Source organism: Sporosarcina sp. P7, from assembly GCF_002743425.1.
Taxonomy (GTDB): Bacteria; Bacillota; Bacilli; order Bacillales_A; family Planococcaceae; genus Sporosarcina.
This window is the reverse complement of sequence record NZ_PDZF01000018.1, coordinates 1-20,588: the sequence shown is the minus strand read 5'-3', so window position 1 is coordinate 20,588 and position 20,588 is coordinate 1. Positions and strand designations below refer to the sequence as shown.

Below are 20,588 nucleotides of genomic sequence, written 5' to 3'. Positions count from 1 at the left end.
ATGGCTTCTAATGTTAGTATAGCTGAAATACAGGCAAGTTGAAAACATGCGCGTTTGCGTACTATGTATGGTGGTGGTTGATGGTTACTGAAAGTGAGTGGAGTGTAACATGGAGAGGTGTTTTGCGAGCCATTGTAAGTGAAGAATCCATTGGCCCCACTTTGGGTCAGGTAGATGACTTTCGCAAGAAGCTACAGACAGGATGTTAGCCTGTCTATGCCCATTGCTTTGCCTAAAATTCGTTATCAGTACTTTCAATTCGTTGATTTTCTTTCAGGTAGGTTCAAGCGCTGTTCCAACACTTCTACCCATTAGACCCAAATTGTTAGAAACCTCATCTAGACTTCGTTTGATTCATGCCCGCGAGTTTCTTCACCAACTGCTCCAACAACACCGGCATCTCCTTGAACGCACTATCGATATGCAGCCGCTCGGTCTTTTGATGCGCATCCTTACCAAAAGGACCCACATTCAGCACCGGTGCAGTTAGCTTGCGCATATCCTCAAACGGAATCGAATACGTCGCACCATAGACTGGCGTATTCTCTGCAAACGCCTTCCAATGATCCTCTTCATCCTTATAATGCACATAACTCAAATCGCAAATTCCATTGAAATAATGTACTTGTTCAATTGTTAGATCAAAGACTTGCGCACGCTCTTGCACAAACTCAATCGATTCCTTTACAAGGGGATCGTCAGACGTGTTAACAGCCGGATAATAAGGGGGCGCATAGAATAAGACGGTCGCTGGACCTAGTTCCTGACACGCCATCATGAGCGTATCGACAATACGTATGCATTGTTCACGGTCATCCCATTCTTCCTGCAACAGCACTTCCTGTTTTAATCTGTTCACTTCATTTTTTCCTAACTGATCTTCAGCGTATTTTAATAACTCTTCAAAACGCAGCACACGAATATCTCCTAATGGCACTGCCGATTCACGTTCACACACTGCTTTATAATGTTCAGTACACTGTGCCATCGCTTCATTCGCCACTTGTTCAAATAAACTCATGATCTCGGCAGCTGTCCGCTTGAATAGAAAGACATTATATAACGCAGCTGCCCGCTGTGGCGTTTGTGTAGAGTACTGGATTTTCAAATCTTTTTGGTGCAATGTAACGGGAAGAGGTGTTGATTCGTTCTGCTCTATTTCACGGAATAAAGGATTCCATTCCATCTTTTGTGTCAAAAACGATGCCATATAATCTGCAGTCATCCCTTTTAAAGGTTCGCCGACATGCGTTTCTTTCCCGTAGAATAAAGCAGAAGGCATAATCTTTCCAATTGTCCCGGAGTAAATATATTCTTTCGTATCCGCAGGTCCTTGTGAAAATGAAGGCTCTCCGTTCAAGAATAATTTAAAGCGATGCCCTTCTTGCTCTTGCAAACGTACAAGTTCCTTTACAGCAGCACGCATCCCCGCTGAGTTTACTTCTTCGTCCGGTACTGTACACAATAATAAATTAATAGGCCACTTCTCCATACTTGCCCGTTCGATCAACTGTATATGTAAAGCCAACCCCATCTTCATATCCATCGTACCTCGGCCGAATAGATAGTTTCCTGATTCTAAGTCAAGCCGCGCAGCTTCAGGTAACATCTCTTTATTTTCTAGCAACTTCTTCGTTAGCTCTTCCGGATGAAATGCAAGGGGTTCAAGTGCTCCGTATTCATCCGTTTGTACAGTATCAAAATGACTGATTAACACAATCGTATCTGTTGCATCAGGATGTTCATAAAGAGCATGCACAACTTGCCGCCCGAGACCCGCATCATGAAGTGTAATATTGTCAGCATTCTCAGTGAAATATTCAAGTTCGCTCAACTTATTTTGTAGCTTCCAGGAAAAGAAACGCTCTCCTTCCGTTAACGTACGACTATCCCAACTTACTAGTTCACAAAGCAATGCACGCAGCTTTTCGGGGGTACCAAAACGGTATCGATTCATTCCATCTCCTCCTTCACGGTTAAGTAAAGTATAGCTGATTTAAAGCAAAATAAGAAAAGAACTTGTGCCCTAGGAGGCAACAAGTTCTATTTATGATTTAGACGTTGAAACTAGAGGCACGCGAGCCGACTTCACTTGCTCTACTGTACGTTTCAACTGTCGTAGATGACGTTTTTCGTGGAATCCTACGAATCGGAACCATTGAATTAACGGCACATTTCCAAAAATCGGATGCTTAAGTGATTTACAGCGAAGTTCTGTAATAGTGGCAGATTCATAGATATCCAGCAAATAATTTCTGGATGCATGCAACTTCTCTTTAACCTCTGGAATAGAAAGATGCATATCTGTTGGTTGTGTATATTCCATGAAATATGCCTTTACTAAAGGACTAGCCGATACACTAATCGGTTTTTTGAAGACACGTAAACTCTCAGGATTTTTTAATTCTTGGGCGATGTTTGTAGCAACTCGACATTCCATTAAGGCTAAATGTTCTACAATCTGCTTGGGTGACCAGCCGCCATGCGATGGTGTTCCGTTAAATTCCTCATCTGTTAAGCCATCAATCAACTGCAAGATGCGTTTACGGACCTTTATATTCTCTCCAAAAACCATCAACATCTACCTCCATTTTTCCTCGTAATCCATTCTATTGCCATAGCATACGCCTTTTGTTCAGAAATTTAAAGGGAGAACGGTTAGATTTTTAGTAATGCCTGTCAATGGTGACAGATGAGTGCCAATCAGGCTTGATATAAAAGGATTTCTACTCATTTCTATCTGCAAGATTTTCTACCTCTTTTACTAATTTTTAAGCAGTCGGCCGACGAGCGCTCCGTTAAATGTTTCTCCTGTGCCTGTCGTACCGATCAGCTGAACTTTATGGCCAAGTCTTGCACAGGCTATAGCTGTATTCATCCCCTTGCCACTAGGTCCCGTCTGGAAGTTCTTTCCTCTAACCGCCCGCCTTGTAAAGGAAACTTGTCCGCGAGTGCAACCAAATCCACATTTATGCTGCCGATTACTGTAATCCTACATATTATTTTGTCGACCATATGCTGTTAAATATCCCATTCCAATATAGACTGCTTGCTGACTGAAAAGTTACACTTTGTGCTAAAGTATTTACATCGACTCGTTAAACAGTATAATGAATAAATATACATCAACTAGATTATGTGCAAGGAGAGAAATACCTTGAAAAAATATACAGCTAGCACTTGGCTAATATTCTTAATCCCGTCTATACTCGGCGTTATATTATTCATGATTCCACTACCTTTTAAAGCGGGTTGGAAAGTACCGATTGCCAAATTGGCGGATTTATTGTCAGGCTCATTGGAACCGATTATTCCACAACTTATGATGTGTTTGATCATTGTGTCTGCACTCGGATCCATACTCTATCTATTTGTTAAAAAAGATCCAAACAGACCTTCATTCTTTACAAACTTATTCAAAGTTACACCATTTTGGACGATTACCCGCATTGTAGGGGCCATCTTCGCCATCATGGTCGTCTATAAATTAGGTCCTGAAGCGATTTGGAGCGAGAACACAGGCGGATTGCTACTTGCAGGTGATGGACTCGTTTCCTTCTTGTTCAGTATCTTCTTCTTCGCAGGTCTACTGCTTCCTTTATTACTGAACTTCGGATTGCTCGAATTCTTCGGTACGTTAATGGTAAAGGTGATGCGACCTTTATTTAAATTACCTGGACGTTCTTCCATTGATGCACTGGCTTCCTGGATTGGAGACGGAACAATTGGCGTCTTACTTACAAGTAAACAATACGAGGATGGCCACTATACACAGCGTGAAGCAGCGATTATTTCGACTACATTCTCTGTCGTGTCGATTACATTTACTCTCGTCATTATTGATAAAGTTGGACTTGGAAACTACTTCTTACCATTTTATGCGACGGTTCTGTTCACAGGGGTGATTCTTGCCTTAATTATGCCAAGAATTTATCCATTACGTTCTATTAAGAATACGTATATTGACGATCGTGAATATTCCGAAGAGAACGAAAAACTGCCAGCTGGAACAAGTGTCTTCAAACTAGGACTCACTAGCGCACTGGATACAGCTTCAAAACAACGTTCTGTTGTGAAGACAGTTCGCGCAGGAATGCAGAACGTGCTCGACATGTGGTTCGGTGTCGCGCCAGTCGTTATGGCTTTCGGGACGGTTGCTTTAGTAATGGCTGAGTATACGAGTATATTCCGTATTCTAGGCAAGCCCTTCGAATACATCTTGAATTTCTTGCAAATTCCCGAGGCTGCAGAAGCCGCACAGACGATGGTCGTCGGATTCGCGGACATGTTCTTGCCTGTTATTTTAGCGGAAGGCGTCATTACATCGCCTATTACACTATTTACGATTGCGGCAGTTTCCGTAATCCAGCTAATTTACATGTCCGAAGTCGGTGGCTTGATCTTAGGTACGAAGATTCCGCTGAATATTTTTGACTTACTGATCATTTTCCTGTTGCGTACACTCATTGCCTTGCCGATCATTGCAGGTATTGCGCATTTGTTATTTTAAGTAGAGTGAGAACCCGTTACTTCTTCGTGAAGTGGCGGGTTTTTGTTTGGGAGAGTGTGGATTGCATGATGGACTGAGCGATTTATGGCCGGCATTGAGCGGATTACTCGACTGATTGAGCACTTCCCGACTGACATTGAGCGGATCACTCGAATGATAGAGCACTTCCCGACTGGCATTGAGCGGAGCACTCGAGTGATAGAGCGCTTCCCGACTGACATTGAGCGGAGCACTCGAGCGATTGAGCACTACCCCAACAACACAGTCCATCTCCATTACATTTCAACACAAAAAAACTGCCCTCATAAAGAAAGCAGCCAAATGAAACAACTTGAAAGCAACCCTGCTGGAATGTCGTGAATGTCCGCAAGTAAAGGGAGGGTTGCGTTTGGGAATTAACGTGGCAAAGCAATGGTGGGCTTTTGTACGCTAATTTCCAATAAATAGACGTGTACAGTGTGCTTTCAAGTATTTACGCGATATACTGTGCGTGCTAACGTGTTACCGAAAGCCATCTATACAGTGGAGACCTATTCCACTGCATAGATCACAATCGGAATGCCAGCGACAAGTTTGTGCTGCCACCGTGATGAATTACCTCGTACTAACACACCAGTGATTACAAGACTAACTCCTACCAACACACGTGGAAAGCGAAGATCCCATCTCAAATTTCCTGTATGTAGGACGACACCGGGCCAATCATCAGGCTTAAGACAGCTGCAACTATGGGTAAACTGCCACTCGTTACGAGGAAGATGATGTTTCTCGCATGCTAACTTTTTTATCCCGCTTCATTTTTCTTGTATCCAATGAGAATGTCTCTCATTAAGTATTATCATAACCGATAATGAGAATCATTGTCAAATAGATTTACGAGAATGAATACTTTGTACTAGTGGCAGGATATTTAAAACAGATGAGGGTTACTTCTGCGTATAATGAGTCACTCACCATCGAAACCTCTAAATTTTTTGAACGGCAAAAAAGCCTCGCTCCTTGTCGGATAGGCTTTCGTGCAACGATGTCGATTTTCGAATAGCAAAGCTTGTCTTATACCTTAGTTAGTTCCGTGGATTCTTCATAGTATTATTGTTACTAGTCGTACAAATTTTTGGCTTATATCTACTTTCAAGAGCACTCGAAAAGTAGTTACTTCGAGTGCTCTTGTCGTTGTAGCATTTGCATGCGGTCATTGAACAATGTTGGATAGGAGAGTAAACCTAAACAAACACTCGTTAATGCAGCAGTTGTTAATAATAAAAATATGACTAAGATTTGAAATTGAACAGCCTCTAAAGGATCGGCCCCTGCGATGATTTGACCACTCATCATACCGGGCAATTGCACCAGTCCGATCGTCTTTTGGCTTTCAATTGTCGGAATCATACTTGCCTGAATAGAGCGGATCAATTGCTTATGTATCGCTTGTTTTGGTGTGCCGCCAAGTGACAAGATTAGTTCACTTTCTGGTCGATGCGCTTCAACTTCCGCCACGAAACGATTGAGGAATAAAATCGCAAGTACCATCGAGTTTCCGATCACCATACCGGTTAATGAAATAATGTATTGCGCAGTAGCTGGAACAATCTTGAACCCTAGTAAAATACTTTGCGTCAACACTTCCAGCAACACAAAAGTCACAATCAGCTTCCATGTGATTCCTTTAATACCTTCTCCTTTTTTCCGTGCATTTTGTACGGCTGCTCCAATCATCAAGACTACCATCAAGAAAATGAACAAATAACTTTCCGAATCAAAGACAAACTTCAGTACGAAGCCGACCGCCACTAATTGCACAGTTGAACGAATCGTTGCGATAATAGTATCTTTCTCCAACTGCAATCCAAGTGTTTTGGATAGCACTAACGGTATCAACACAAATATCAGTGTTAGGAATAAGGCAGTGGTACTCATGAAAAGTCCCCCTTCAAAAAGCGATTGACCGATGGAATATCTGAATCATCAAGTACAGATATTTCGCTGGCATCCACTAACTTTCCATCCACCATAATCCATGCATATTGCCCCATTCTCCTCGCCTGTTCCAAATTATGCGTGATCCAGATGACCGTGATGGCATGTTCATCATGTAGTTTACGAATCAAATCTTCCACTTCATTCAATGAAGACGGGTCTAGCGCAGATGTAATTTCATCCATCAATAAAATCTTCGACTGATTCAATAATGTTCTGGCAATCGATACTTTCTGCTGCTGACCCCCCGACAAGTACTGGCTGTCACGTTGGAGATACTCCCCTTCAAGACCGACTTGATCTAAAATATCTAACGCTTTTTCTTTACTCAACGTCTTGCCTTGTAAACGTAGAGGCAGTGCCAAATTTTCATAGACACTTCCTGCGATCATTGGCGAATTTTGTAACACCATACCCGCTTTTCGACGTAGATTGATTGGTGACATTTCATGAATTGCCTGCCCTTGTACTGTAATTTCTCCAGTAGTAGGACTCAGCAGACCGTTACACATTTTCAATAACGTCGTTTTCCCAGCACCCGAAGGACCGACTAATACGGTGATTTGATTTGTAGGGAATGATCCGGTTATCGCATCGAGAATCTTCGTGTCCCCTACTTCAAACGACACATTGTGAAAATGAATCGCAGGCTCATACAATGACTTATTTTGTTCACTATCCATTCATTTCACCTTTTCTAAACTCTTCATTCATCTATTTTGAGTAAATCCAATGGCGTAATGATGCCAAGTAGTTTCTCATCTTTACCACCTTGTTCGGTGATGAGCAATGCTTCGAGACGTTTCCCTGATATAATGGATTTTCTAAAAAACCCTTCTGCTTCATAAACCGACATCGAACTTTTGACGAAACGATAGGTTTTTCTTCTTTTCTCGTGATTATATACGTCTAATAATGTCGGTATTTCCCGGGAAATGCAATCCGTTTCCTGATCCGCCAGCCAATTCATAATGCCATCTGCGGTAATTAATCCGATAAATCGACCCTTTTTGTAAATAGGCAATTGATTAATCTTCCATTCTCTCACTAAACGCAGACCGGTGGCGAGTGATTCATCCGCTTGCACAATATGTACTTTGCCAGAAAACAAATCTTTGACCGTTAACGGATTGGCTAGTTTTTCATCTATACTCTCAATCAGTTTTACAATTTCATCATGGGGTTCTGCTATAACATAATCAAACCCCGTCCGATTATGCACAATCGCATTACGTAAACTGCCAAACTCCCGTAGATCCTCTTCATAATGAGCAACCAAAGCATGTTGTGTTTTTGCTCTATCAATTTTCTTTGAGAATGAAAAATGGTTCGGCAAATCTGTAATCTTCATCAACGATTTATCGATTCGATTAAATGCAATGAGAAAACGCTCTGAATTTTTATACTCCACGACTGATCGCCTCCTGCTCTAGGAAAATTATAGCATATTTCACTACCATTCAAGCCTTAGAATTCCTGAAATATCTTACTTCTTATGATACAAAAAAGCCGTTGCAGTACCAGATCTCGGACACTGCAACATCTTTTTATTGATTGGAAATCTGTTGAATTTGATAGTCACCAAACTCATCATTCACCACTGTATACAACTTCTTCTTTTCCAAAAACTGTACCGTTCCGTCTTCCTTCGTGAAATTCAAGGTTTCATACGTATACACTTCAATCGATTGATTAGTATAGATCACATCAGTCACGGACGTATCAATAAATTCATAAAACTCATTTTTCACGGATAGCTCATGTAGGAATTCTAGCAGCTCACTCTCCGCCGAACTTCCAGTTGCAATATAAGGCGCAATATACTCATAATCGTTATGGTCGATAGCTGCTTCATATTGGCTCCTGAAATCATGAATGAAATACTCTACCTCTTCATCCGCTACTTCCGTATCATCCCCATACTCCCCTGTTTCTGGCACTTCTTCGTAAACAGAGTCATCTTCTGTGTCGTCATGGCCACCGTAGTCCTCATAATCAAACGAAGTATCTTCCGAATCTTGATACGACTCCGGCACGTAATCATCATAGACGTTGAATAACGCAGCCACCGCTTTATTGCTCATTGGCTTGTCAATCCAGTCGTCAACCTGTTTCCGCATACTATGCATCGGAATAGAAAATCCAAATACGGTATTGTCTTTATAGAGTAAGGAATTAATGCCAATCACTTTACCCGTAGTGGCATCTAGCAACGGACCGCCACTACTACCGTGATCAATCTGTGCATCAATCTGATAGATCTTTTCATAAATGAAATCCATTTCCATGTCACGATTCAAACCCGTCAAATACCCAATAGACGCGGTGTTCTCAAGACCTTTTGGGCTCCCTAACGCAATAACTTCCGTACCGATAGGAGTCTCTTTCATCTCGGTCACAAATGGTTTCACATGTTTATTCGCTTCTGATTTGATCAGCGCGATATCATAGCGATCAGAAATTCCAATGACAGTACCGTTAAAATCTTCACCCACGGAATTCTTCACCGTCACGTCGGTATAGCCTGCCACTACGTGTGCATTCGTCACGATATAGCCACCAGCCTTATACAGGAAACCTGAACCTGAACCGTCTCCCGTACTAATGGTAAAAACACTCGGCAACGATTCTTTAATGAGTTCTGTTTTATCTTTCACTTGCTTCTTCGTTTCATTGACAACGGTAGGCGCCTTTTTAATCTTCAATTCGGCTTCATCTTTACTAACAAGTTTTGTTTTAACGGAAGCTACCGTTTCTGTCGGCCAGCGAAAACTCCAATCTGTCGCATAGCCATAGCTAATCCCACCGATCCATAATGCTAAGATTATTGCGAAAATAGGTTTCATATTGCGCGACCCTTGCATGGCCTTGCCACAACCTCCACAAAAGTTCGCATCATCTGTATTTTTATGACCACATTTCGGACAGTACATACGGTTCCCCCTCTTCCATTCCCCAATGGATTCGAATGACTTTTCTCTCTTAATTATATCATATGGACTAATACAAAAGACATACTTCAATTCATTTTACACTAGCTCAACTAACCCTACCGACACTGCAAATTAGACCTCCAGTAATTTTTCTTTCAATATATATACACCAATCTATTCTTATTGCATATATCCAATGAAGCGGCACAGTTCTCTCACCAATTTCTACATACGCTAAAGAGAGAAGGAGGTGTATAAAAACATGTCATCTAAAAGGTTCAGACCACACCATGATTATGACGTGCCGTATATTCCGAGAAGAAAAGCACGATGTTATGATGAAAAGAAAATTATTCATATACTTGTTGATTTGACAATGGGCGCACCCGTTGAAATTACACTGAAGGATTCAAAGGATGTACAACATAACGGATACTACTTACAATTCGACAGAAAAATTCGTACCGTCCACTTTCAGCCATTTGGTGATTCAGAAGTCCAGATGATTGATGTAGACGATATTTGTACTATTAGATATGGCTCCTAAAAGAATAAAAAAATGTACACAGCGTACTGTGTACATTTTTTTATTCTATTTGGCTGAGTTTCTTGTCCGATGCTTTTTTAGTGTGTTTATTATTTTCTGTATATAGCTTTTTAGAGCGCCCGGGGGATGTGATAGAGCGGATGGATGGGGTTTTAGAGCGCTTGGTGGTCGTGATTGAGCGAATAAGCGGGCACATAGAGCGCTCGGCGGCCGTGATTGAGCGAATAAGCGGACACATAGAGCACTCGGCGGCCGTGATTGAGCGAATAAGCAGACACATAGAGCGCTCGGAAGCCATGATTGAGCACTAAATCAAAATCCAAGTCGCTACATCACTCCAGTTCATCTGCGTGCGGCATCGCGGAAAGCGCACCGACTTTCATTGCGCATAGCGCTCCCATTTGATTGCCAAATTCGATATGTGCAAGCATTTCTTCGAGTGATTCTGGCTTGCCATTTAGATGAAGACCGCGAAGTACGCCCGCTAAGAATGCATCTCCTGCTCCTGTTGTATCTACGGGATCGATAGGCTCAACCGCTACATGATGTTGGGCTCCTTCAATAACGGCAAGAGTTCCCGCCTCGCCCATAGTCAGCATGATGACAGGAATATTATAGGCGGACAGTCGTTCTAGTGCTTTTTCTATACTCGATTCTTGCATGAGAAATGTGAGTTCTTCTTCGGTAAGTTTGAGTAAGTCTGTTTGGTCTAAAAATGAAAGAATCGTATCTCGACATTTCTCCTCGCTTTCCCATCGTAACGGACGAATATTAGGATCTACCGAGAGATATACATTGTGTTCTTTAGCTAATTCGACAGCTCTCTTCGTTGTTGCCAAAGCTGTTGGCTGGAACATCGTACCGGAGCATATATGTAAAATTGAAGCGTTTTGGAAAGCTCGTTCTTGTAAATCACTCGGTTGGACTTGAAGGTCAGGCGTGTCGTCTATGTACTTTACAAATACTCGATCGCATTCTGGAGTCAAATGTACATAGACACGATTGACTTTCTTCTCTGGTGAACGAACAGCAAACGTTATATCGACCCCTTCTTGACGTAGCTGATTTTCCGCAAATACCGAGTCCTCGTCTTCTCCGATTACGGTGATTAATGAAGATTTTGCACCTAGGCGGGAGACACCTGCCGCTACATTGATTGTTGCTCCGCCGAGGAATGTAGAGAATTTGGTGTTCGTTTCATCTGTTGCGATGTAGTCTACGAAAATGTCTCCGTATATTAGGACGTGTTTTTCTTGTCGATTCTTCATGTACTCGACCTCCTAAGATGTTTTCCTTCTATCGTATCACGGAACTAACTTAACTGTGATACTGTCCGAATAAAATGTTGATCAACACTTTCTGTGCTAATTAAGTTAAACTGCACACACTACAGTTTACTTCAGACGTTTCATGGGAAGTCCTATAACTAAAATGGAATGAAAAGGGATGAAAATAGCAATGATCTATGAATGTGCAATTATTGGTGGCGGTCCTGCTGGATTAAGTGCGGCTTTAGTGCTCGGACGGGCAAGGCGGCATGTAATAGTTTTTGATGATGATCATGCAAGGAACCGTGTCTCCCGTGCATCACATGGATTTTTAACACGTGACGGTATGCCACCTTCAGAATTACGGAAGATTGGGCGGGAGGAACTGACGCAGTATCCGTCTGTGACATTTCATCATCAAAAAATTGTGGCAGTCGAACGTTTGGATGAATCACATTATGAGTTGATGACAGCAGACGGCAGGCCGTTCCGCACACAGAAAGTACTTCTTGCTGTCGGTTTGCGTGATGAATTGCCTAATGTGCCTGGTATTGAGCGCTTTTATGGCACATCCATCTTCAGTTGTCCCTATTGCGACGGCTGGGAAATGCGCGATCGTTCTTTGGCTGTATTTGCGGATAAAAATGTGTTTAAATTAGCAACTGAAGTGTATACATGGAGTCGGGATCTGATTGTTTTCACCGGTGGAGAAGGTCAGCTGACGACGGAAGAACAAATGAAGTTGAGTGCAAAAGGAATACAGATTGTCGATGATATCATTTCAGGTCTTGAAGGAGTAGACGGGCAACTGCACAGTGTGCGGCTTGAGGACGGTACATTGATAGATCGCGCAGGCGGATTTGCCACTCCTCGCTGGAGTCATCCCAATCATTTCGCTCAAGACTTAGGGTGTGAGCGCAATAAATACGGCGGGATTTTAACCGATGAATACGGACGGACAACAGTTTGGAATGTCTATGCAGCGGGTGATGTTTCACATATCGTCCCTTCGCAGCTACTAGTCGCAGCGGGGACCGGGAGCGCTGCAGCTATAGGGATCAATGGTGACTTAACGAATGAATTGTTCAATTGAATAGACTGAGAACAACCCCTTACCTACAATTGAGGTAAGGGGTTGTTTCAGTATTCATTGCCATTCTAACGGATCTACTAAATCTCCATGCACGTATACTGTGTCATATGGAGCCTTATCTGAACGGATTTTAATCCATGGCGCTTCAGGTATTTGATCATCCAAAATAATGAGTGGCATGCCCATCTTTTGATATTTATATATGATCGGCGTGCCTGGAGCTGATGAAGGTATAGGACGTACATTCAAACTGGACGGATTCGTCAATCCAATCTTCAGCTGGTTAGCCATTTCCTTCCCGCCCATAGAACGGTCCATTCGGTACAAATGCCCTGCAATTTTAGAACCCCAGTATGGATCGGATGCATATTTAACATTCATGCCAATTGCTTTATTACCGAAATTCGTTCCATTCGCATATTTGGCTTGAGGCGGTAAGTAATTTCTATTCAAAAAGGCATCGACCAGTTCTTGAATATTTGCGCTTACTGAATCAAAGTTTTTATTCAACGGATTATCATCTGTTACGTACATTCCGAATAAATTATTGGATTCCTGCGCGTGCTTACTGAGTCCATACTGGCTTTCATGCTGTGCGAGCGCCAGTATATGCATCGCATTGACATGACTCTCTCTTTCAATTCGCTTCAATTCCGAGCCCAACCCGATTAATTTACTTCTCGTTGCCGCATTTTTATAAATGGAAGAGTTCGGATAAGACTGCTCCAGGCTCCTTAACTGCTTCATAATATACGCATCCAACTCTTCAGCTGTATAGCGTGTCATGCTACGCATCGGCACGTACTGGAAGTATTGATGAGCCGTGCCAACCAAAGCTCCTGCTTCATTATGAAAATGACTGCCGTCTGTGCTGTAATACTTTACCCCTTCTTGCATGAAGTTTGGAGCAGCACCCATTTCATACGAAGCGAACGTCTTTGTCCTATGTGAGTAAATCGAATGATAGAGTGAACGATTCGATACTTTATAGTAGGTGCGATCCGTTACGGTCTGACTCGGTAGCATCATTGCATTTTGTGGCTTGATGTAAAAGTTTCTTCCCGCCAGCTCGACTTTTACAGAAGTGGCTGTCGAGTCAACATACACAAGTTCCGTGTCTGCTGGCACATATGTTTCTTGAGTTTTCAAGCCTTGATCAGCATACAAAATTGTCAATGAGCTACCGCCGTATGCCACGGTTGAAATAAGCCCTTTCGGCATGTGGATGATGTGGTTTTGGAACAGCACGACTTGATTGCTATTCATACGGCTGGCCGCTGCTTCAAAACTTGGAAACCTTTCCACTATGGTAGTCGTGCCATTGGCTTGTACATTCGCCAAGTCATATGTAATTCCCGTTTTAATGGAAAACGTTTTAGTAACCGGTGCTTTTAATGGTTGGTTATCTGTATTATGCACAGCTTGCGTGATATGTAATGTGTAAGTTTCGCCACTACGATAGTTTCCTGCTGGCGGCGCGATATGTACTTTCTTGTCGGAGTCTGAGTATGTTATTGCATTGTTCTGCTTTCCTCCTGTAGAATCCGTGATATAAATCGAATTTTCGACTGTAGACTTTTTTACTGGTTTATTGAACGTGATAGTCCACTGCTTGTCAGGATTTTGATCAGGTGAATGGTCCGGCCAAGTAGCCGCTTCGGTTGACAGCGTCATTGCGAGGATTAGCAGAACGGTGAACAGAGTAGTTGTGATACATTTCGTCACGAATTTCAAATCTAGCAACCTCCTTTTAGTGTCAATTATACAGGTTATTGCTAGATTTTAAATGAAAATTGGAAAAGTAGTCGCATAGTTTCAAGTTGCGTGGAGTGACGGATTAGTTGACGCTTTTAACGCGAGGATATGCGTGAAAAGTGTTTCTTGTAATGATATTTTTTTCTTAAACGCTCACTAATCTACTTAAGCGCTCTATTGCAGCCCGTAAACGCTCTATCAAACGGGATATCTGCTCTATACGGGCACGTGGGCGCTCTATACGGGGACAGAAGCGCTCTAATGCCCGCGCCATCCGCTCAATAGCGAGTCGTGACTCTATATCAAGGGGGATTCGCTCTATTGCCCACGCTACCCGCTCATTACATAACCGCGAGCGCTCTATCAAACAGGATATCCGCTCTATACGGGGACGCGAACGCTCTATCAAACGGGACATCCGCTCTATATGAGGAGGCAAACGCTCTATCCCCCGCCAAAAAACAAAAAAAACTCCCCAGCCAAAAAACTTGGCCAGAGAGCTTCCCTCAAACAACACACACACTTACTCTTTAATTAATTCCAAATCAACTGGAATATCCGCATCTACCTCTTCACCGTTTAGTACGGCTACCGCTGCATCCATTGCCTTTGTCCCAATTTCCTCGGGCTTCTGTGCAACCGTGGCGGACAATTTACCATCTTTGACAGATTTGACTGCGTCGTCTGTTGCGTCGAATCCAATGATTGCGATGTCTTTACCAGCTGCCTGAATAGCTTCTAATGCACCCAACGCCATCTCATCGTTATGCGCAAATACGCCTTGGATGTCTGGATTCGATTGTAAAATATTTTCCATTACCGTCAAACCTTCAGCACGGTTAAAGTTTGCTGTTTGTTTCGTCACGATATTTACCTTGCCGTCCACCGCTTCGTTAAAGCCCGCTCCACGATCACGTGCCGCGGATGAACCTGAGATCCCTTCAAGCTCTGCCACTTTCGGGTGATCCTCGCCTAGTAACTCCATCATGTATTCCCCAGCTAACACACCGCCTGCTTTATTATCTGAAGCGATGTGGGAAACTACTTCGCCACCTTCTGCTCGACGGTCTACCGTGATAACCGGAACGTTGGAACTGTTTGCCGATTGCACTGCAGAGACCACTGCTTCAGAATCTGTTGGATTGATAATGAGCAAATCTACACCTTGTTGAATTAAATCTTCTACGTCACTTGCTTGTTTAGACGCATCATCTTGTGCATCGACAACGATTACTTCTGATCCAGATTCCTTCGCCTGTTCCTTCACACCTTCACTCAATGTCACGAAGAATGGATTGTTTAGTGTCGATATGGAAAGACCGATTTTATATGCCTTGTCGCTTTCTTTTCCAGCCTTGCCTTTTTCATCTGATGAAGATTTCGAGCCGGGTTGATCCAATGAACAAGCAGCCAATACGAGCACGACTGCCATAAGTAGTAACCATTTGATATTTTTCATAAAAATTCACATCTCCTTATGCTGTTTTTTTACGATCTAAGAGCACTGCGATTAATATTACTGCACCCTTTACAACCTGTTGGAAGAAAGAGGAAACGCCGATCAAATTTAAACCATTATTCAAGACACCAATAATTAAAGCACCAATTAATGTACCAACAATCCATCCGCGACCGCCAGTCAAGCTTGTCCCGCCAAGCACAACGGCCGCAATCGCATCGAGTTCAAACATATTACCCGCTGTAGGCTGTGCGGAGTTTAAGCGCGACGTCAAAATTAATGCCGCAATGGCCGTCAGACCACCTGCCAATGAATAGACATAAATCTTCACTCGATCCACATTAATTCCGGAAAGACGTGACGCTTCTTCATTGCCACCGACCGCATACACACGGCGTCCGAATGTCGTTTTCTTCAATATAAAGTACAGCACTGCAAAGGAGATTGCCATCGTGATGACCGGAACTGGGATACCGAAAATATATCCTTTTCCGAGCATTTGAAATGTAAATGAATCGCCAAGTCCGGAAATCGGACGGCCTTCAGTATAAACTAAAGTCAATCCGCGGAAAATTGTCATCGTTGCGAGTGTCGCGATAAATGGTGCGACCTTCCCTTTCGCAATAATTAAACCGTTGATTGCACCGAGTAGCACACCAAGTAATACGCCGAGTAGCATGGCTAGAATTGGATCCATGCCGCCTGACATCATACCTGCTGTCACGGCACCGGTTAACGCGAGAATCGATCCAACTGATAAATCAATCCCACCGGTCAAAATAACAAACGTCATCCCGAACGCAATCAATGCGTTAATGGAAACTTGACGCAATACGTTGAACAAGTTGTTCATAGTTAAAAAACTCGGACTCATGATGGAAATAATGACCACGATCAATAATAAGCCGATAACCGGTCCTAATTTCTGTAATGACGATTTCATATTAGTCTTGGACAACTTTGTCACCTCCTGTTGCAAAATGCATAATTCGTTCTTGTGTCATTTCTTCTTTCGGTATATCTGCCATCAACCGGCCTTCGTGCATGACGAGCACGCGGTCTGCCATACCGATTACTTCCGGTAATTCGGACGAAATCATCACAATTGCGACTCCACGCTCAGCCAATTCATTGATGATGCTGTAAATTTCTTTCTTCGCCCCAACGTCGACACCTCTTGTAGGTTCATCCAAAAATAGAATATCGGGCTCAATACCAAGCCATTTTGCGATGACTACTTTTTGTTGGTTACCGCCACTCAACGACTTGACAATTTGTTCAGGTCCAGATGTACGAACGCCTAGACGTTTAGACATCGTGTCATACAACTGGGTTTCTTTCGTTCGTTGAATGACTCCTGAATTCGAAATCCGATTGAAGTTGGTCAAGCACATATTTTCCCGAACCGAAAAGTCAAGAATCAACCCTTCCGATTTCCGATCCTCCGTGACATATCCGATACCAAGCTTTTTCGCTTGCAACGGATTCGAAATAACCACTTGCTTGCCATCAATGAAAATCTTACCCGCAGTCGGTTTCTTAAAGCCGAAAATCGATTGAATCACTTCCGTACGACCGGCACCCATCAATCCAGCAATACCGACAATTTCACCTTTTCGCACTTCAAACGATATGTCTTCAAAATGGTCACCACGCGCGAGACCTTCTACTTTCAGCTTCACATCACCGATTTCACATGCACGAGCTGGGAATCGTTCACCCAGCTCACGTCCGACCATCATCTGTACGATTTCTTCAAACGTCGTGTCTTTTATATTCCGCACACCGACGTATTGACCGTCTCGTAAAATCGTAATGCGGTCGCACATTGCGAAAATCTCTTCCATTCGGTGTGAAATATAAACGAATGAAACACCTTCAGCTTGCAATGCTCGAACGGTTTTAAATAACGTTTCAATTTCACGGTCCGTCAATGCTGCAGTCGGCTCATCCATAATAATCAATTCAGCATTAGAAGAAACCGCCTTCGCAATCTCAATAATCTGCTGTTTCCCAACGGATAATTCACGGGTGATCGTGCGCGCATCGACATCCAGACCTAGCTTCGATAAAATTTCTTCCGCTTGACGATTCATTTCTTTCGTCTTCAAAATCCCACTTTTGCCGAACGTCTTTTCTTTACCTAAATAAAAGTTTTCAGCAACTGTCAAGTCCGGTAAAATATTAAGCTCTTGGTGAATGACCGCAATCCCCTCTGCTTCAGCTTCCTTGGCGTTCTTGAACTCTACTTTTTTCCCTTTGACCGTGATTTCTCCTGAGTCACGCGTATAAATTCCAGTCAAAATCTTCATCATCGTCGATTTCCCTGCACCGTTCTCTCCCATGAGCGCATGGATTTCTCCTTTGACTACATTAAACTCCACATTGTCGAGTACTTTATTTCCATTGAAACTTTTCGATATCCCGCTCATCGCAATCATCTCTGCACACCCACTTTCAGAATATGACGCCTGACTGTACGATAATATTGGCATAAGGTGTCGCCTCTCCTGTACGAATAATAACTTTCGATTGTCTTGATTGTTCTTTTAATTGATCATGTGTTAGCTCATCTATCGGGCATTCTAGTCGTTTTATTTCACTAAACACTGCAGGGTTCTCCACTTTTATTTCACTTGCAATATATACTTTTTCCGCTTGAAAATCTTTCATGAGTTCCAATAAAACCTCTGTGAATCCTGGTTTTCCTAATGCGTAGGAAAGATCGATGCACGGCACACCTTCAGGAATCGGCAGACCGCAATCTGCAATCGTCAATTGATCGGTGTGACCCATTTTAGCAAGCATTGCCGCAATATCGCGATTGATCATGCCGTGCTTTTTCATCGACTCTCCTCCAAACGCGCTTCTACTTCTTCAAATGAAGGCATGCCACCTTGTGCGCCGAACTTCTCTACGGAAAGTGAAGCTGCCGCATTCGCGAAACGAACTGCTCGTTCCAAATTCATTCCAGCTACAATGCCATGTGCAAGAGCTCCGTTAAACGTATCGCCAGCGCCTGTCGTATCCACGGCATGGGTCTTAAAGCTTTCTACGATGACGTGCTCTTCTCCATCGAAGAATCGTGCGCCGTCACTACCCAGCGTGATAATTAAACGGTTCGGATACTTTTCTAATGCACTGACCATATCTATACCGAAGATCTGTTCACATTCTGTTTCATTCGGCGTCAAATAGGTAATGGAAGGCATCATGTCAAGTTCGAACCCGCCTGCCGGTGCAGGATTTAATATAACTGGAACTCCTATCGCTTGGCACTTCGCTAATGTATAAATGACAGTAGGTATCGGAATTTCAAGTTGAAGTATGACCAATTTACTGCGTTTGATAAGATCTTCTACCTCGTCAATATGAGTTGGCATCAACAAAGAATTGGCGCCCGGTACGACGATAATCCGATTATCTCCTTCCGACAGCAATATATTCGCAATGCCCGAAGCGCCGTCTACAGTACCTACACCGGTGACGCCGACTTTATTCTCCTGAAGATTATTCACAATGCTCGTTCCAAATACATCATTTCCCACGCAAGCTACCATATGCATTTCACTGCCAAGTCGCGCCGCAGCAATTGCCTGATTCGCACCTTTCCCGCCCGGCACTGTATCGAACACATTTCCAAGAACCGTCTCGCCCTGGTCCGGGAAATTCTGCGTACCCACTACCAAATCCATATTGGCACTACCAATTACCGTGATCATCATGCTTCACTCCTCGTTGTTTGGCGAATGAGCAACTCTGCCGGAATCAGTACTTCACGCTCCGTCAACTCTTGCCCTTCAATTAATTTAATCAACATCCTCGCTGCCATCGCACCAATTCTATATAAGTCCTGCGCTACCGTCGTCAAGCCAGGTGTTAATTGGCTCGCAAGCATCGTTCCGTCATATCCAACGATTTGAAGCTGACTTGGTACATGAATACCTGCTGAATACGCAGCTTTCATTGCGCCTGCTGCCGTCACATCACTGCTCGCAAAAATTCCGTCAATCGATACTTCTGCCAATACCTTTTTCACCATGGTTTCCGCTACGTCAAATTGAAATGGACATTCAATAATATGTGTATGTATATTCTTCCCCTTCACGGCATCATTGAACCCAGCAAATCGATCATCTGCAGGGCCTAATCCTAAAGGTCCTCGCATACAAAGAATGTTTGTACAGCCGCTATCCAATAAATGCGCCGTTCCTATCCGAGCACCTTCGCGGTTATCCGTCGCAATATACGGTATCGATGAATGAATTCTCCGGTCAATTGCGACAATGGGGATATCCAGCCCCATATAGTGTTCCGCTTCCGCATGACTCGTCGCGACAATGAAACCCGCCACATATTTCTGTTGCAACGTCTTGACATAATTTATTTCCTTCTCCAAATCTTCATCCGAGTTACACAAAATCACCGTGTATCCGTACGCCAACGCAACATCTTCAATCGCACGCGCCAATTCCGGGAAAAACGGATTGACGATATCCGGAACAATCAAGCCAATAAACGTAGATTGTTTTGTACTCAGCGAACGCGCAATCATACTCGGCTGATAGTTCAACTCTTCAACCGCCTGAGCAATCACGCGTTTCGCCTCTTCACTTATGTATCCTTTATTATTTAAATAGCGTGAAACAGTCGCTACCGAAACCCCAGCGGCTTTAGCTACATCCCGTATATTTGCCAACTATTCCACCTACATTCTGTTCTATGTGGTACCGGTTACACATAATGATAACAGACGGAGTTTTTTAGTGTCAATAGGGAAGTAATTTTGGCTTCGGGCGTGGTTTATTGAGCGAATATTGGGTTAGATAGGGCGGGTGTTGGGGTGGATTGAGCGGGTGGCGTGGGCCATAGAGCGCTTGCGGATATGGATTGAGCGGATAGCGCGGGCCATAGAGCGCTTGCGGACTTGGATTGAGCGGATAGCGCGGGCCATAGAGCGCTTGCGGACTTGGATTGAGCGGATAGCGCGGGCCATAGAGCGCTTGCGGACTTGGATTGAGCGGATAGCGCGGGCCATAGAGCGCT

General features: G+C 43.4%; 18 protein-coding genes and 2 pseudogenes. 3 read left to right on the top strand and 17 right to left on the bottom strand.

The genetic code is table 11. The annotated features are described in order from the left end of the window. Positions 1–334: 334 nt before the first annotated feature. The 3 genes and pseudogenes from CSV60_RS14160 to CSV60_RS15795 form a co-directional block, all read right to left on the bottom strand. Positions 335–1,957, bottom strand: a complete 1,623-nt coding sequence (locus tag CSV60_RS14160) for a M20/M25/M40 family metallo-hydrolase (RefSeq protein ID WP_099637434.1) — start codon at positions 1,955–1,957, stop codon at positions 335–337. A 90-nt stretch (positions 1,958–2,047) separates the two neighbouring features. Then, the gene (locus tag CSV60_RS14155) at positions 2,048–2,575 is read right to left on the bottom strand and encodes a DinB family protein (RefSeq protein ID WP_099637433.1); all 528 of its coding nucleotides are present in this window, start codon (positions 2,573–2,575) and stop codon (positions 2,048–2,050) included. A 189-nt stretch (positions 2,576–2,764) separates the two neighbouring features. Continuing rightward, a pseudogene (locus CSV60_RS15795) lies at positions 2,765–2,917 on the bottom strand (ribokinase); the annotation flags it as partial. A gap of 240 nt (positions 2,918–3,157) precedes the next feature. Between CSV60_RS15795 and CSV60_RS14150 the strand changes: the two are divergent. Then, the gene (locus CSV60_RS14150) at positions 3,158–4,510 is read left to right on the top strand and encodes a YjiH family protein (protein ID WP_099637432.1); all 1,353 of its coding nucleotides are present in this window, start codon (positions 3,158–3,160) and stop codon (positions 4,508–4,510) included. A gap of 1,152 nt (positions 4,511–5,662) precedes the next feature. Here the strand turns inward: CSV60_RS14150 and CSV60_RS14145 are convergent. From CSV60_RS14145 to CSV60_RS14130, 4 genes are all read right to left on the bottom strand, one after another. Next, positions 5,663–6,427: an ABC transporter permease gene (locus tag CSV60_RS14145; RefSeq protein WP_099637431.1), complete on the bottom strand. Its 765-nt coding sequence runs from the start codon at positions 6,425–6,427 to the stop codon at positions 5,663–5,665. Continuing rightward, a complete protein-coding gene (locus CSV60_RS14140; RefSeq protein ID WP_099637430.1) occupies positions 6,424–7,170 on the bottom strand; it encodes an ABC transporter ATP-binding protein in 747 nt (248 codons plus the stop codon). Before CSV60_RS14140 ends, CSV60_RS14145 begins: the two co-directional genes overlap by 4 nt. Positions 7,171–7,193: 23 nt before the next feature. Further along, positions 7,194–7,898 carry a CBS domain-containing protein gene (locus CSV60_RS14135; protein ID WP_099637429.1) on the bottom strand — a complete coding sequence of 235 codons (705 nt, stop codon included), beginning with the start codon at positions 7,896–7,898 and terminating at the stop codon, positions 7,194–7,196. 136 nt (positions 7,899–8,034) lie between these two features. Further along, the gene (locus tag CSV60_RS14130) at positions 8,035–9,420 is read right to left on the bottom strand and encodes a trypsin-like peptidase domain-containing protein (RefSeq protein ID WP_099637428.1); all 1,386 of its coding nucleotides are present in this window, start codon (positions 9,418–9,420) and stop codon (positions 8,035–8,037) included. A 262-nt stretch (positions 9,421–9,682) separates the two neighbouring features. Between CSV60_RS14130 and CSV60_RS14125 the strand changes: the two genes are divergently transcribed. Then, positions 9,683–9,967, top strand: coding sequence for a hypothetical protein (locus CSV60_RS14125; protein WP_099637427.1), 285 nt, complete (start codon positions 9,683–9,685; stop codon positions 9,965–9,967). Between the two features lie 152 nt (positions 9,968–10,119). Here CSV60_RS14125 and CSV60_RS15900 read toward each other — a convergent pair whose 3' ends face one another. Together CSV60_RS15900 and CSV60_RS14120 are read right to left on the bottom strand one after the other, a co-directional pair. Then, the gene (locus tag CSV60_RS15900) at positions 10,120–10,290 is read right to left on the bottom strand and encodes a hypothetical protein (protein ID WP_158233187.1); all 171 of its coding nucleotides are present in this window, start codon (positions 10,288–10,290) and stop codon (positions 10,120–10,122) included. 9 nt (positions 10,291–10,299) lie between these two features. Continuing rightward, positions 10,300–11,235, bottom strand: coding sequence for a carbohydrate kinase family protein (locus tag CSV60_RS14120; RefSeq protein WP_099637426.1), 936 nt, complete (start codon positions 11,233–11,235; stop codon positions 10,300–10,302). Positions 11,236–11,425: 190 nt separating this feature from the next. On the opposite strand from CSV60_RS14120, the gene CSV60_RS14115 reads away from it, so the two are divergent. After that, the gene (locus tag CSV60_RS14115; protein WP_233189639.1) at positions 11,426–12,328 is read left to right on the top strand and encodes an NAD(P)/FAD-dependent oxidoreductase; all 903 of its coding nucleotides are present in this window, start codon (positions 11,426–11,428) and stop codon (positions 12,326–12,328) included. Between the two features lie 54 nt (positions 12,329–12,382). Here the strand turns inward: CSV60_RS14115 and CSV60_RS14110 are convergent, their stop codons facing one another. From CSV60_RS14110 to CSV60_RS15895, 8 genes and pseudogenes are all read right to left on the bottom strand, one after another. Next, positions 12,383–14,053, bottom strand: a complete 1,671-nt coding sequence (locus CSV60_RS14110; RefSeq protein WP_233189641.1) for a glucosaminidase domain-containing protein — start codon at positions 14,051–14,053, stop codon at positions 12,383–12,385. A gap of 553 nt (positions 14,054–14,606) precedes the next feature. Continuing rightward, complete coding sequence (gene rbsB, locus CSV60_RS14100) at positions 14,607–15,542, bottom strand: ribose ABC transporter substrate-binding protein RbsB (protein WP_099637422.1); 936 nt, start codon at positions 15,540–15,542, stop codon at positions 14,607–14,609. 16 nt (positions 15,543–15,558) lie between these two features. Further along, on the bottom strand, positions 15,559–16,500 hold the full coding sequence (gene rbsC, locus CSV60_RS14095) for a ribose ABC transporter permease (protein ID WP_099632244.1): 942 nt from the start codon (positions 16,498–16,500) through the stop codon (positions 15,559–15,561). Further along, on the bottom strand, positions 16,487–17,983 hold the full coding sequence (locus CSV60_RS14090; protein WP_099637421.1) for a sugar ABC transporter ATP-binding protein: 1,497 nt from the start codon (positions 17,981–17,983) through the stop codon (positions 16,487–16,489). The genes rbsC and CSV60_RS14090 overlap by 14 nt, the downstream gene beginning before the upstream one ends. Positions 17,984–17,999: 16 nt before the next feature. Beyond that, positions 18,000–18,389 (bottom strand): D-ribose pyranase, encoded by a 390-nt coding sequence (gene rbsD, locus CSV60_RS14085; protein ID WP_099637420.1) that lies wholly within the window; start codon positions 18,387–18,389, stop codon positions 18,000–18,002. Beyond that, a complete protein-coding gene (rbsK, locus tag CSV60_RS14080; RefSeq protein ID WP_099637419.1) occupies positions 18,386–19,264 on the bottom strand; it encodes a ribokinase in 879 nt (292 codons plus the stop codon). The genes rbsD and rbsK overlap by 4 nt, the downstream gene beginning before the upstream one ends. After that, positions 19,264–20,241 carry a LacI family DNA-binding transcriptional regulator gene (locus CSV60_RS14075; protein WP_099637418.1) on the bottom strand — a complete coding sequence of 326 codons (978 nt, stop codon included), beginning with the start codon at positions 20,239–20,241 and terminating at the stop codon, positions 19,264–19,266. Before CSV60_RS14075 ends, rbsK begins: the two co-directional genes overlap by 1 nt. A 70-nt stretch (positions 20,242–20,311) precedes the next feature. After that, positions 20,312–20,588, bottom strand: a pseudogene (locus tag CSV60_RS15895) (hypothetical protein); the annotation flags it as partial.